Source organism: Paraburkholderia phytofirmans (assembly GCF_046028095.1).
Classification (GTDB): Bacteria; Pseudomonadota; Gammaproteobacteria; order Burkholderiales; family Burkholderiaceae; genus Paraburkholderia; species Paraburkholderia phytofirmans_A.
The window spans coordinates 302809-317126 of sequence record NZ_JAQQDJ010000001.1; the positions used below are offsets into that span (position 1 = coordinate 302809).

A 14318-nucleotide genomic window follows, 5' to 3' on the forward strand; every position below is an offset into this window, starting at 1 on the left:
AATAGCCTATCGCAGCACGGGATCACAAGCAAATGAGACGCTCATTTTGTGAGCACATGGTTACCATTGACTCACTCGATCTTGAACCGAACGCGTCGATGCGGGAGTGGTGCCATGACGGATTTGTCCAGCGGTAGCGAGCAATGGCGGTTATCCAATCCACAAGGGGTTGAAAGCGCGGAACAGCCTGATGCGGATCCGCAGGAAACCGCCGAATGGCTGGAAGCGCTCGATGCGGTCGTCGCGCATGTCGGTCGTGACCGCGCACAGTTTCTGTTCGACCGGCTCGCGAGTCATGCGTTGACGCTTGGTGTCGAATCGGCGCGCACCAACGTCACGCCGTACCAGAACACGATCCCGTTCGAGCAGCAGCCGCGCTATCCGGGCAATCTCGAACTCGAGGAACGGCTCGCCGCCGCGCTGCGCTGGAATGCTTTGGCGATGGTCGTGCGCGCGAACCAGGCCTACGGCGAACTCGGCGGCCATATCGCGAGCTACGCGTCGGCGGCGGATCTGTTCGAGGTCGGCTTCAATCATTTCTTTCGCGCGGCCGCGCCGGGCGGAGAAGAGGGCACGGGCGACCTCGTGTATTTCCAGCCGCATTCGTCGCCGGGTGTGTATGCGCGGGCTTACCTCGAAGGGTTCTTAAGCGAGCAGCATTTGCGGCACTATCGCCGCGAGATCGGCGGTCCCGGTTTGTGTTCGTATCCGCATCCGTGGCTGATGCCGGACTTCTGGCAGTTCCCGACCGGATCGATGGGCATCGGCCCGATCAACGCGATTTATCAAGCGCGCTTCATGCGCTATCTGACCAATCGCGGCCTCGTGCAAACGGAAGGCCGCAAGGTGTGGGGCTTTTTCGGCGACGGCGAAATGGACGAGCCGGAATCGACCGGCGCGCTCTCGCTGGCCGCGCGCGAGGGGCTCGACAACCTCGTGTTCGTGATCAACTGCAATCTGCAGCGGCTCGACGGGCCGGTGCGCAGCAACGGCCGCATCATCGATGAACTGGAAGCGCACTTCATCGGCGCCGGCTGGAACGTGATCAAGGTGGTGTGGGGTTCGGACTGGGACGCGCTGTTCTCGCGCGACCGCACCGGCGCCTTGCTGCGCGCGTTCGCGCATACCGTCGACGGCCAGTTCCAGACTTTTTCGGCGAACGACGGCGCGTACAACCGCGAACGCTTCTTCGGCCAGAATCCGGAGCTTGCCGCGCTCGCCGCGCAACTGAGCGACGACGACATCGACCGCCTGCGCCGCGGCGGCCACGACGTGCGCAAACTGCACGCGGCCTACGCGAAGGCGCTCGAACATCGCGGCCAGCCGACGGTCATTCTCGCGAAGACGATGAAGGGCTTCGGCATGGGCACCTCGGGCCAGGGCCGCATGACCACGCATCAGCAAAAGAAGCTGGGCTTCGACGACCTCAAGGCGTTTCGCGATCGCTTCCGCCTGCCGCTCACGGACGAGGACGTCGAACAGGTGAAGTTTTACAAACCCGCGGAAGACAGCCCGGAAATGCAATACCTGCATGCACGCCGGGCGGCTCTCGGAGGCTATCTGCCCAGAAGGCGGAGAGTTGCATCGAAGGGGCTGACCGTCCCGCCGGTGTCCTCCTGGGGGCAATTTTCGCTGGACTCGAACGGCCGCGAGATGTCCACGACCATGGCGCTGGTCCGCATGCTGACCGCGCTGCTCAAGGATCAGGAAGTCGGGCCGCGCGTGGTTCCGATCGTCGCTGACGAAGCGCGCACTTTCGGCATGGCGAACATGTTCCGCCAGGTCGGGATCTATTCGCCGCTCGGGCAGTTGTACGAGCCTGAAGATCTCGGCTCGATGTTGTATTACCGCGAAGACACGAAAGGCCAGATTCTGGAGGAGGGCATTTCGGAAGCGGGCGCGGTGTCGTCATGGATCGCGGCGGCGACGTCGTACAGCGTGCACGATCTGCCGATGCTGCCGTTCTACATCTACTACTCGATGTTCGGCTTCCAGCGCATCGGCGACCTGATCTGGGCCGCGGCGGATCAGCGTGCGCGCGGCTTCCTGATCGGTGCGACCTCGGGCAAGACGACGCTCGGCGGCGAGGGCCTGCAGCACCAGGACGGCTCGAGCCATCTGGCGGCATCGACGATTCCGAATTGCCGCGCGTACGATCCGGCGTTCGCGTACGAAGTTGCCGCGATCGTCGATGAGGGCATGCGTGAAATGGTCGAGCAGCAGCGCGACGTGTTCTATTACGTCACGGTGATGAACGAAAACTATGCGCAGCCTTCGGTGCCAGGCGGCGACTTGCAGGCGCTGCGCGAAGGGATCCTCAAGGGCATCTATCCGCTGACGGCGCAAGTGCCAGCGCAGGATCAGCAGAGCAAGCAGGCTCAGGTGCAATTGCTCGGCGCGGGCGCGATTCTCGGTGAAGTGATCGCGGCGCAGCAGATGTTGAAAGACGACTGGCAGATCGACGCCGCCGTGTGGAGCGTGACGAGCTTCACCGAGTTGCAGCGCGATGGCATGGCGGCGGAACGGCTCGCGCGTCTTGGCGAAGCGAGCGCGGCGCCGTATGTCACGCGAGCGCTCGATGCATCGCAAGGTCCGATCGTTGCCGCGACCGACTATGTACGTGCCGTGCCGGAACTGATTCGCGCGTACGTGCCGCGCCGATACGTGACGCTCGGCACGGATGGATTCGGGCGCAGCGATACACGTCAGGCGTTGCGTGAGTTCTTTGAAGTGGACCGCAAGTCGATTGTGATCGCCGCGCTGAAGGCGCTGGTGGACGAGGGCGCAATCGATGCAAGCGTGTTTGTCGAAGCACGCAACAAGTATCGCGGCGATGCACCGGTCGGTGTCGCGTCCTGGCAATGCTAAAGAAGCGCACGCGCTAGAAACCGCCTAACGCGCTGCCAGCGCTAGTGCTGCTGCTACTGCTATTGCGATTGCCGCAAAAAAAACGCGCCCTGCAAACGGGCGCGTTTTCATTCCGCGTGAGTAAAACTGCAAGCCGAACAATCAAACACTCACCGCAACCTGATTCTTCCCATCCCGTTTCGCGCGATATAAGCCGACATCAGCCGCTTCGATCAGCTTCGTCACCGGCTCGGCGGCCGTGGGCACGAGCGTCGCCGCGCCGATGCTAATCGTCACGACGCCGGCCGCGGAGCCCGAATGCGGAATCGCCAGCCCTTCGATTGCAATGCGGATCTTTTCCGCAAGCAGACGCAAGCCGCCCGACGACGTGCCCGGCACCACCACCGCGAACTCTTCGCCGCCGAAGCGCGCCGCGAGATCCGCCGGGCGCCCGAGGCACGCTTCGACGGTATGCGCGACCGTCTTGAGCACTTCGTCGCCGGCAACGTGCCCGTAGGTATCGTTGTACGCCTTGAAGTTATCCACATCGATCATCAGAAAACCGAGGCCGGTCTTGTCGCGTGTACCGCGACGCCATTCGGCGGCCAGATATTGATCGAGGTAGCGGCGATTCGACAGGCCCGTCAGGCCGTCCGAATGCGTGAGCCGCTGCAATTCCAGATTCGTCGCGAGCAATTGCTGTTGCGATTGACGCAGCGCCTTGTAGGCCTCGTCGCGTTGAATCAGGTTCAGGTACGAACGCGAGTGATAGCGGATGCGCGCGATCAACTCGATGCGGTCCGGCAGCTTCACCAGATAATCGTTGGCACCGGCGGCGAAGGCCGCGCTTTTCACGAGCGGCTCTTCCTTGGTGGACAACACGATGATCGGAATATCGCGCGTCGCCGGATTCTGCCGGTATTGGCGCACGAGAGTGAGACCGTCGGTGCCCGGCATCACGAGGTCCTGAAGGATCACCGTCGCGCGCGTTTCGGCGGCGCAGCGCAGCGCTTCTTCAGGCGACGCGCAGTAGTGAAAGTCGACGCTCGGTTCGTCGGCCAGCGCCTGGCGGATCGCCTCGGCGATGATCGCCTGATCGTCGACCAGCAACACCATGATCGGGCACTCGGCCGCGGGCGGATTGCCGAGGATGCGCGCCAGAGCGTCATCGATGGCGAGATTGGGGGCGTCCACCGCGTCCGACGCGAAATCCTGCGCGGCGGCGTTCTGATGCGGCTTAGGAGTGTCCATGATGTTCAGCCAGAATGAATGTGAGTGAATCGAAACGGCTCATAAGCGGCGAGTGCGTGTCTAGCGCGCGTTGACCGCTGTCGCGAGCGCGGCGGCGATGCGCGGCAACGGCAGGATCGCGGCGGCGGCGTCGAGTGCCGCGGCCGCTTTCGGCATACCGTACACGGCGCTGGTTGCCTCGTCCTGCGCGATCGTGTGATAGCCCTTGGTGCGCATCGCCTTGAGTCCGATCGCGCCGTCGCGGCCCATGCCGGTCAGCAGCACGCCGACCGCGCGCGCCGGCCAGCGCGCCACCACGCTATGAAAGAACACGTCGACGGAAGGCCGGTAGGGCGTCTCTTCCGGCACGCGCGTGTAGCCGAGCACATTGGGCAGTTTCAGATGCAGATGATCGTCGGTGGAGGCGAGCAGCGCGATGCCCGCTTGCGGGCGGTCGCCTTCACAGGCGATTCGCACCGGCACCGCCGATTGCTGGTTCAGCCAGTCCGCCATGCCGGCGGCAAACGCCGCATCGACGTGCTGCACGATGACGATAGCCGCCGCGAAATCCTTCGGCAGGCCGGCCAGCAGCGTCGCAAGCGCCGCCGGTCCGCCCGCCGATGCGCCGATCGCCACCAGCGGCGTGTCGCGATTCGTCACGCAGGCGGGCGTTGCCGCGGCCGCCGCGCCGGGCGCATTACGTTCCTTCACGAGCGCCGCGATGCGGTCGATCTTCGCGATCAGCGTGTCGATGCTCTTGTGCGCATCGGGACCGCTAAGCGAAGGCGTATCGACGGCATCAAGCGCGCCCGCGCCCATCGCTTCATACACGCGCCACGCGTTCGCGCCCACATCGACGGTGACGATCAGGATCGCGCACGGCGCGCGCGCCATGATGCGGCGCGTGGCCTCGATGCCGTCGACGTTCGGCATCACCAGATCCATCAGCACGATGTCCGGGCGCTGCGCGGTGCAGAAATCGATCGCCTGCTGGCCGTCCTGCGCGATCCACAGCACTTCGTAGTCGTGGCGCGCCGCGAGCGCGCGACGCAGCGCCTCGACGGCGAGCGGCATGTCGTTGACGATTCCGATTTTCATCCGTTTCTCCCCGGGACTAACCGTATGCTTCGCCGATCAGATCGCGCACCGCATCGAGCAGTGCTTCGTCATGAAAACTGCCTTTCGCCAGATAGTAGTCCGCGCCCGCGTTCAGCCCGGCGCGGCGGTCCTCCTCACGATCCTTGTACGAGACGATCATCACCGGCAGCGACTGCAACTGCGGATCGCGCTTGATGAGCGTGACGAGTTCGATGCCGTCCATGCGCGGCATGTCGATGTCGGTGATGACGAGGTCGAAGCGCTCGCCGCGCACGGCGTTCCAGCCGTCCATGCCGTCGACGGCGATCGTCACGTCGTAACCGCGCGTGGCCAGCAGCTTGCGTTCGAGCTCGCGCACGGTGAGCGAATCGTCGACCACCAGCACGCGGCGCGTGGCACGCTGAGCCGCGCGCGCGGCGCCGTGTTGCGTGTGCTTCAGATCGCCACCCGCCACGAGCCGTTCGACAGAGCGCAGCCAGTCGTCGACGTCGGCGATCAGCACCGGATCGCCGTTCTCCATCAGCGCACCGGCAGTGATGTTGCGGATCTTGCCGAGGCGCGGATCGAGCGGCTGCACCACGAGCATGCGCTCGCCGAGAAAGCGGTCGACCACCACGCCGTAGGTTTGCGAGCCCTCGCCGATCACGATCATGCTGACGGTGCTGCTTTCATCCGCGGGCGGCGCGGCGTCGAGAATCTGATGCGCGGTGACGACGCCGATACGCCGCCCGGAAAAGGCGATGTGCTGATGCCCTTCGAGCAATTCGATCTCCGCGCGATCCACGTGAAGCGTGCGGTTTACATGCGCGAGCGGCACCGCGTACGGCTCGCCCGCGACTTCGATCAGCAGGCTGCGGATCACCGAGAGCGTCAGCGGCAACTGCAATTGCACGCGCGTGCCGAGGCCGGGTTCATGGGTGATTCGCACCGAGCCGCGAACGCGTTTGACGACGTCGTGCACCGCGTCGAGTCCGACGCCGCGGCCCGAGACTTCGGTCACCTGATCGCGTAGCGAGAAGCCGGGCAGAAGCAGGAATTCGAGCAGCTCGGCTTCGGATAGGCGCGCAACCGTTTCCTCGCTCGCGAGTTTCTTGCGCACGATCGACGCGCGCAGGGCGTCGAGATCGATGCCCGCGCCGTCGTCGGAAACGGTGATGAGCAGTGCGCCGGCGGTGTGCCGCGCGTCGAGCGTGAGCGTGCCTTCCTCCGGCTTGCCGCGCGCGAGGCGCACGGCGGGTGCTTCGATGCCGTGGTCGAGCGCATTGCGCAGCATGTGGCCGAGCGGCGCTTCGAGCAGATCGAGAATGTCGCGGTCCACTTGCGTCGATTCGCCGACCAGTTGCCAGCGCACTTTCTTGCCGAGCGAACGCGCGACGTCGCGCACCATCCGTGCGAGGCCGCTGGTGCCGTCGCCGAATGGGCGCATACGGCATTGCAGGGCGGCGTCGTAGAGTTGTTGCGACAGGTGAGTCGAGCGGCGGTCGAAGCTCTCCAGATCGGCGAGACGCTCGGCCAGCAAATGCTGCGATTCGGCGGTCAGGCGGCGCACTTCTTCGAGCGCGGCCTGGGCGCGCGGATCGAGCTTGAGGTCGGCGAGGGTTTCGTGCAGTTGATCCAGCGCGCGAGTGCTGTCGCGTTGCACGCGTTTGATGCGCAGCATCGATTGCGCGAAGGGTTTCAGCCAGCGCGATTCGACCAGCGATTCGCCGGATAGCGATAGCAGACGGTCGAGGTTGTCGGCGCGTACGCGTAGCATGCGGCCGGGTTCGGTGGTTGGTGAGATGCTTGTGCCGTTCGACGCGGACGGGGCGGCGACCGGGTCGTGCTGCTTCTGCGCGTTTGCGAGGGCAATGTGGTTGTCTTGTGTAGGCGCGGGCGTAGCGTTAGCCGGTGTGGCTTCAGCGCGCAGTGCATCGGCTAGCGAGTCGAATGCGGCGTGGGGGTCCGGCTGCGCGGTCGGGATGACCGGCGTGCCTTCAGCGCGCAGTGCACGGGCTAAATCGTTGAACGCGGCGTCAGGGTCCGGGTCCGCATTCGCACCGGGAGCGGCGGCAGGCGGTTCGGCGACCGCCGCGGCCGCTGGCGGCGTAGCGTCCCGCCGCATCGGCGCGCCATGCGGTGGCACACCCGCCATCCGCGCCTGCAATGCCGCCACACATGTGCCGACTGCGTCGCGAGCCGACTCGTCTTCATCGTTGCCGATGCGCGCGACGATATCCACCCCGCGCAGCAACTCGTCGATCCAGGCCGCGTCGAGCAACGCACGTCCTTCCTGCGCGGCGACGAAGCAATCCTCCATGGCATGCGCAAGCTCGACACCAACCTGCACGCCGACAATGCGCGCGGCGCCCTTCAACGAATGCGCGGCGCGCATGCAGGCCTCGAGCGCGGCGGCATCGCGCGGCGCGCGGTCGAGTGCGAGCAGGCCGTCGTTGAGCACGCGCGCCTGGGTCCGCGCTTCTTCGCGGAACAGATCGATCAGCGACGGCCGGCGTGGGTCGTCCGTCATCCGAGACTCCGGTTCAACGTATCGAAGAGCGCGTCGGCGTCGAGCAGGCCGACGCTCATGCCGCGCCACGGCGCGACCGCGCGCGTATGGGCAGCGGCGGCATGCGAAAGTGTGGCGGGCGGCGCGCAAAAGCTGGCCGTCGCGATCCGGTGCACGCCGTCGACCTGATCTACCGGGAACACCGCGTGTTCCTCAGCGCGCGAGACAACGAGGAAACGCGGCAGATCGTGGTGCGCGCGATCGTCGCGTGCGGCGGCACCGGTTTCGAAACCGAGCAGGTGCGCGAGTGACAGGCACACCAGCAATTCACCTTGTACATTCACCACGCCCAGTACCGCGCGATGCTGCCGATGCGGCAACGTATGAATCGGCCGCGTTTGCACGATGCGTTTAAAGATCGGCGTGGGCAGCGCGAGCCATTCGTCGCCGATGCGAAAGACGAGAAACGATTCGCTCGCGCCTTGCGCATCTCGTTGCGGCTGTGCCCGCGCGCGCGCGTCGTGCTGCGAGAGATCCACCAGGGGAATCGGCCGTTCCAGCAGTTTGGCCGCGGCCGTTTCGAACACCGGGCAATTCAGGCAACGCACGTACTCGACAAGACGCTCGCACGACGAATCGCCGCGCACGCCGATGCGATTCCAGCAATCGTCGAAGCTCACCGTTTGCGCATCAGCCACGTTGCGCTCCCTGCGCGCGCGACGCGCGTTGCATCAACAGCCGTGCGGCGTCGCGCTCGCCCTCGAGTTCGAGCAAGGTCGCGAGATGCGCGAGCGCTTCAGCGTGCTGAGGGTCGAGGTACAGCGCCTTGCGATACTGGCTGCGCGCAAGGTTCGCATCGCCGTTGGCATCGGCCAGCACGCCGAGGAGATAAAACGCGTCGGCGTGCGGGGCGTGGTGTTCCAGATACGCGTTGATCGCTGAAGCGGCTTCCGCGAGGCGGCCGGCATCGGCCAGCGCGTGCGCGGTTTGCAACGTGTCGCGTGCGGCGTTGGTCGGCGCGGTGACTGGCGGCGACAACGGGTTGTGTGCCGGCAGCGTGGCGGCGTGCGTCGGCGTTTTGCGCGCGTGCGTCGCGATGTTGTCACGCGCGGCGAACTGCGTCGCACCGCTGAACGGCGTGCGCGCAACCGGATCGGGCCACGCGAAAGGCTCCGCGGAAAACACGTGCGGCGGCGAGAGCGCGGGAACCTGCGAATGCGTCATGGCGAGCGCAGCGGCTGTAGCAAGCGGTGCGGTGTGCCAGTTATTCGACTGCGTTTCCCCGGGCGCGCTGTGATGAAAGGCGAAGGCCAGCGGTATCTTTGCGGACTGCATGCCGTAGCGCATCAGCAGCCCGGTTTCCGCAGGGCCGACGAACAGCGTGCCGTTTTCGGCCAGCACACTTGTGAGCGCCTGCAGGGCTTTTTGCTGCGCGTCGCGGTCGAAGTAAATCAGCACGTTGCGGCAGAACACGAAGTCATAGACACCGAGCGACGACGCATCGAGTTGCATCAGATTGGCGCGCGAAAAACGCACCGCTTCGACGATGCGCGGTGCGAGACGCCAGCCGTCTTCGGTGCGCGTGAAGTGCGCGTCGCGAAACGGGAACGCATTGCCGCGAAACGAGTTGCGTCCGTAGACAGCGCGTTGCGCGACGGCGAGCGAGCGGTCGCTGATATCCATTGCGTCGATGCGCAACTGCGTGGCGTCGAAGCCTGCGTCGAGCAGCGTCATCGCGATCGTGTACGGTTCTTCGCCGGTCGAACAGGGCAGGCTCAGGACGCGCAGCGGCAATGCGTTACCACGCTCGGCGAGACGTTCATGCGCGAGACGCGCGAGTGCCTTAAACGCGTCGGCGTCGCGATAGAACCAGGTTTCGGGCACGACGACTGTTTCGATCAGGGCCTGCACCATCGAAGGTGAACGTTGCGCGGCTTCCCAATAGTCGTTGAGCGTGGCTTCGGCGTGGCCATCGGCGCACCACGCTGCGGCGCGCTGATCGACCGCGCGCTCGATCGCGCTATGGCCGAGCGATGCCGCATCGAGCCCGATGGTCCGATGCAACAGCTCGGCGAAGCGCCGATAGAGCGGTGCATTGTCGTGATGCGCGTTCATGCGTGCGCCTCGGGAAAGAGGAGCGCTTTGACGTCGTCGGGCAGCAGATGCTCGACGCGGATCCACTGCACGAGGCCGCCCGCTTCGCTCGCGACCGGGCCGAGATAGCGCGCGTGCGGCATGTCGAGTCCGGCATTGTGAAATGCCGCCACGTCCAGTCGAATCGTGCGTGTCGCGCCTTCGAGCAGCAGCGCGAGCAAGCGCGTCGTGCCCGCATGCGGATAGCGCACCAGCACGATGCGCGTCGACATCAATTGCGCGGCGGGACGGCCGAGCGCGAGCGCCGGCAGGTCGATCAGCGGCAACGGCGCGCCTTCGTGATCGAGCACGCCCGCGACCCACGACGGCGCGCCGGGGATTGTCTTCGGCGGCGACTGCGGCGTGAGCGGCATCAGACGCTCCACCTGCGTCGCGTCGATCACGTACCGTTCGCTTTCGAGCGTGAAGAGGATGAAGAGCATCGGCGTGTGCGTGGGCGGTGGATGGGCGTACGGGTGTCGGCGTCGAGCGGCGCGCCGTGGCGCGTCAGGCCGTCACTTTGAAACGCGACACGCCGGTGCGCAGACTGTTGGCGACGTGCGTCAGATCGTCGATCGCCTGGGTCGACTGGCGCAGCGATTCCGCCGTCTGCTGCGCGGCCTCCGAGAGTTGCGTCAGCGCCTGGGTGATCTGCTCGGCGCCGGTGGCCTGCGTCTGCATGCCTTCGTTGACCATCGAGAAGCGCGGCGCGAGTTGCTGCACCTGCTGGATGATCTGCGTGAGATGGCCGCCGACGTTCTGCACGTCGAGCATGCCGCGCCGCACTTCTTCGGAGAACTTGTCCATGCCCATCACGCCTGCCGCCACCGCGGACTGGATTTCCTTGACCATCTGTTCGATGTCGTAGGTCGCCACGGCAGTCTGATCGGCGAGGCGTCGAATCTCGGTTGCCACGACCGCGAAACCGCGGCCGTATTCGCCGGCTTTTTCCGCTTCGATCGCCGCGTTCAGCGAGAGCAGGTTGGTCTGGTCCGCGACCTTGGTGATGGTGGCGACAACCTGATTGATGTTGCTGGCCTTCTCGTTGAGGATCGCGAGCTTCGCGTTGACCGAGCCGGCCGCTTCCATCACGAGACGCATGGTTTCTTCCATGCGCGCGAGACCGGCGTGACCGGTGCCCGCGAGCGCCGCCGACTGGCCGGCAACTTCGGACACTTCGTTCATGGTGCGCAGCAGGTCGCGCGAGGTCGCAAAGATTTCACGCGACGTGGCGCCGATCTCGGTGGTGGTGGCGGCGGTCTCGTTCGCGGTGGCTTGCTGTTCGCGCGAAGTCGCGGCGATTTCCGTTACCGATGTGGTGACCTGCACCGCCGATTTCTGCGCCTGCCCGACCAGTGCGGTGAGTTCGTCGGTCATGCGGTTGAAGCCCGCTTCGAGCGCGCCGATTTCGTCCGCGCGATTCAGTTGCAGGCGCTGGGTGAGGTCGCCGGTGCGCATCACGTCGACGACCTTCAGCACTTTGGCCATCGGCGTGGTGACCGCGCGCAGCAGCCAGTACCCGGCCAGCACGGCGACGATGGCGGCGATCAACAGCATGACGAGCAGCACGACGCGGGTCGCCTCGACCGAACTGCGGATGCTTTCGGCGGCTTTGTCGGCGTCGGCCTTGTTGTTGTCGACGAGTTTGCGCACCGAGAGGCGGCCCGCTTCCCAGGTCGGCGTCAGTTGCGCGTTGAAGATACGCACGGCGTTCTCTTTCGAGCTCGGCAGGGCGTTCAACAGCGATGCCTGAATCGGCAGGTACTGGGTGTGCTGCTGGCGGAAGTCGTTGAAGAGTTCTCGATCGTTGTCGCGGAAGATGGTCGCGCCGTAGTCGCCGAGAAGCTTCTGAAGTGTTTGCTCGGTGTCTTGCAAACGTTCGGTGTCGCGCTTGACGGACTCGGGGTCCGCGTCCACGTAAATGAGGCGCTGTGTGACGGTGTAGTTTTCGAACCAGGCCGCGCGCATCGCGGTCGCGTAGTAGAGGCCGGGCATCGAGTCTTCCTGCTGACTCTTCGCGTCGCGGTCGATGCCGCCGAGCTGCTCGAACGTGACGATTGCCATCGTCAGCATCACGATCAGCACGATTCCGAAGCTGCACAGAATCCGTTGCCGGATGGTCCATTGTTTCACGCGCACGCCCCTTACTTTTTTCGCTTGTCTCGACCCGTGTTGTCGACGTGGTCCGGTCCTTCAATCGACGGGCTGGAAAAGCTTTGCGGGTTGTCAGAACTATCCGACAGGTTATGCGGCGGATTTTACATTGATCGGTGGAATGGGGAAGCGGAGTAATCACTTCGACGTATAGCCGGCCGTGCGTCCCCACCGCGTTACACGGGTAATGTCCCGTTACCACTTGCAGCATCTATTTCTGCGCGCGCCCGCCACAATCTGTTCCATGCCTGAACGGCGGGAGTCAAACATGAAAAAGATCGCAGTGGCGTTGGTGATGGTGGGAAGTCTGAGCGTGGCCGGGCAAGCATCGGCCCACGGTAATGGCGGCGATGTCGTCGGCGCGCTGATCGGCGGGGCCGTGCTCGGGGCGGTGGTGACCTCCGTGCTGAATCCGGCGCCAGTGGTGGCTTACCAGCAGCCCGTTTATGCGCAGCCGGCGTATCAGCCCGCGCCTGTCTATGCGCAAGCGCCGCCGGGATACTGCTATGACCAGTACCAACGTGCCTATGTGGCGTGTGGTGCGCCACCGCCGCAGGCTCAATACGGATATCCGCAGCCGCAGCCGGGTTGGTAATCAGTCGCGAACCGCGCGCATCGTTGCGCGCGTCCACAGACAAAAAGGCCGTCGTGTTACGCGACGGCCTTTTCATTTCAAGCGCGACTCAGTGCCTGTGATGCAGCCACTCCGCATAGTGCGTGTCGAGCCAGCGCTCGAGTCTTTGCGGCTTCGTCTTCTCGTGGTAGTGGGACGCGGCCCAGATAGCAACGCCGACCAGCAGCATGACAGCAGGCCCCAGCAAATAAGCGATCAATGATTCAGACATGGGAGCCTCCGTATCGAGTTGCGTCCACCCTTCAGTTTAGGCGATGAAACGCGGGAGAAAAGGTCTGTGTGAGGCGATTGTGGCGGGGAGTCGGCGGCGTCTTATTCCTCACCTTTGAAACCTAGTGGGAAATATAATTTCTTATTTTTAACAGTGATTTGGGTTGGACACGGCTGGTCTTGTGTACCATTGAAACCGCTTATTTCAAAGGTTAGGCGCCCGACGAGGCCGGTTTCAAGACGTACTGGTCGAGGCTCTACGCGTGCCTTCGATCTGCGCATCCACGAAATCCGCCCACCGCTGCATGACCCATCGCTGCTTCGCGGCATTTTCTGCGCTGGCACCTTGCTCGCTACGCTCGGGCGTCGTCGCCGTGTTCTGGTCGAGCGCGTCGGACGGCTGCGTCAGCTCGCGCAGGTGCGCCGTTGCGGTGCGCCGGAAGTCGTGCAGGACGAAATGCTCCACCTCCAGACCGAGCGCCTTGACCGCCTGATTCAGCGTACTTTTGGCGATCGGCCGATCGTCGCCTCTGACGCTCGGGAATACGAACTTTCGGCTGGCCTTGGCGTGGTCGAGCTCGCGCAGCATCGAGACGGCCTGCTGGGAAAGCGGCACGCGCTGATCGCGGTCTTTTTTCAGGCGCGCAGCGGGGATCGTCCACATCGCCTTGTCCAGGTTGAATTCCGCCCACGTCGATTCGACCAGGTCAGACTTGCGCACCATCGTCAGCACCAGCAGGTGCAGCGCCAGCTTCAAAGGTCGGCGAATGCTCGACGCGTCGATCGAGCGGAACATGGCGCCGATCTCGTCGCCGGAGAGCACGCGGGTGCGGCTGTCGAAAGTAGCGATGGAGCGCGCCGGCACGACCTCGGCCGGATTGCTGGATGCGAGTTGCCGGGCGATCAGATATTCGTAGAGACGCTTCACCACGTTGCGCGTATGCAGCGCCATTTTCGGCGAACCGCGGTTCTTGATTCTGTCGCATATCGCGACGATGTCGTCGGCGGTCACCGCTTTGATCTGCATGTGGCCGATGGCGGGCAAGACGTCTTTGTCGAGCGCCCGCCGCGTGGTGCGACGGTATTCTTCCGACTTGCCGGCCATCTCAGTTGCGAGATAAAGCTCGGCGGCTTCGCGCAGGACATCGGCTTTGCTTTCCGCGCCGCGGTCGCGCCGCGCCGTGGCGACCGGCGAGATGCCTTGCGCGACCATCTCCGCATACTTCTGCGCCTTGGCGCGCGCGACACGCAGCGAGATCATCCGGTAGTCGCCGATGGTGGCGAGCGGTTGGCGTTTGCCGTTCAGCGTGTAGCGGAAGCGCCAGATCTTGGTGCCGGTCGTCATGACTTCGATGACGAGACCATTGCCGTCAGCGACGCAATAGCGGGTGTCGCGCGGTTCGAGCGCGCGGACTTGGGCTTCGGTGAGAGGGACGGCTAGGCGGGGCATGTTCGGATCGCGGGTGCTCGGACAGCGGCGATTCTAAACCTTATAGCAGCTGTGTACCAAAGATTTGCCGATTT

General features: G+C 64.6%; 11 protein-coding genes. 2 read left to right on the top strand and 9 right to left on the bottom strand.

Annotated elements, in window-relative coordinates; translation table 11 throughout:
* Positions 1 to 114 precede the first annotated feature (114 nt).
* Positions 115 to 2868 (top strand): alpha-ketoglutarate dehydrogenase, encoded by a 2754-nt coding sequence (gene mdeB / locus PQR54_RS01385; RefSeq protein WP_408243758.1) that lies wholly within the window; start codon positions 115 to 117, stop codon positions 2866 to 2868.
* 141 nt (positions 2869 to 3009) lie between these two features.
* Here mdeB and PQR54_RS01390 read toward each other — a convergent pair whose 3' ends face one another.
* The 7 genes from PQR54_RS01390 to PQR54_RS01420 form a co-directional block, all read right to left on the bottom strand.
* Positions 3010 to 4098 carry a diguanylate cyclase gene (locus tag PQR54_RS01390; protein ID WP_408243759.1) on the bottom strand — a complete coding sequence of 363 codons (1089 nt, stop codon included), beginning with the start codon at positions 4096 to 4098 and terminating at the stop codon, positions 3010 to 3012.
* 60 nt (positions 4099 to 4158) lie between these two features.
* Positions 4159 to 5175, bottom strand: coding sequence for a chemotaxis response regulator protein-glutamate methylesterase (locus PQR54_RS01395; protein ID WP_408243760.1), 1017 nt, complete (start codon positions 5173 to 5175; stop codon positions 4159 to 4161).
* A 16-nt stretch (positions 5176 to 5191) separates the two neighbouring features.
* On the bottom strand, positions 5192 to 7684 hold the full coding sequence (locus PQR54_RS01400) for a hybrid sensor histidine kinase/response regulator (protein ID WP_408243761.1): 2493 nt from the start codon (positions 7682 to 7684) through the stop codon (positions 5192 to 5194).
* Positions 7681 to 8361, bottom strand: a complete 681-nt coding sequence (locus tag PQR54_RS01405; RefSeq protein WP_408243762.1) for a chemotaxis protein CheW — start codon at positions 8359 to 8361, stop codon at positions 7681 to 7683. Before PQR54_RS01405 ends, PQR54_RS01400 begins: the two co-directional genes overlap by 4 nt.
* Positions 8354 to 9778, bottom strand: a complete 1425-nt coding sequence (locus PQR54_RS01410; protein WP_408243763.1) for a CheR family methyltransferase — start codon at positions 9776 to 9778, stop codon at positions 8354 to 8356. The genes PQR54_RS01405 and PQR54_RS01410 overlap by 8 nt, the downstream gene beginning before the upstream one ends.
* Positions 9775 to 10239, bottom strand: a complete 465-nt coding sequence (locus PQR54_RS01415) for a chemotaxis protein CheW (RefSeq protein ID WP_408243764.1) — start codon at positions 10237 to 10239, stop codon at positions 9775 to 9777. Before PQR54_RS01415 ends, PQR54_RS01410 begins: the two co-directional genes overlap by 4 nt.
* Before the next feature lie 64 nt (positions 10240 to 10303).
* Complete coding sequence (locus PQR54_RS01420) at positions 10304 to 11929, bottom strand: methyl-accepting chemotaxis protein (protein WP_408243765.1); 1626 nt, start codon at positions 11927 to 11929, stop codon at positions 10304 to 10306.
* A gap of 289 nt (positions 11930 to 12218) precedes the next feature.
* On the opposite strand from PQR54_RS01420, the gene PQR54_RS01425 reads away from it, so the two are divergent.
* On the top strand, positions 12219 to 12545 hold the full coding sequence (locus tag PQR54_RS01425; RefSeq protein WP_408243766.1) for an ecotin precursor: 327 nt from the start codon (positions 12219 to 12221) through the stop codon (positions 12543 to 12545).
* Positions 12546 to 12633: 88 nt separating this feature from the next.
* Here the strand turns inward: PQR54_RS01425 and PQR54_RS01430 are convergent, their stop codons facing one another.
* Positions 12634 to 12795, bottom strand: a complete 162-nt coding sequence (locus PQR54_RS01430) for a hypothetical protein (RefSeq protein ID WP_408243767.1) — start codon at positions 12793 to 12795, stop codon at positions 12634 to 12636.
* A 234-nt stretch (positions 12796 to 13029) separates the two neighbouring features.
* Entirely contained in the window at positions 13030 to 14244 is a 1215-nt protein-coding gene (locus tag PQR54_RS01435; RefSeq protein ID WP_408243768.1) for a tyrosine-type recombinase/integrase, read from the bottom strand.
* Positions 14245 to 14318 lie beyond the last annotated feature (74 nt).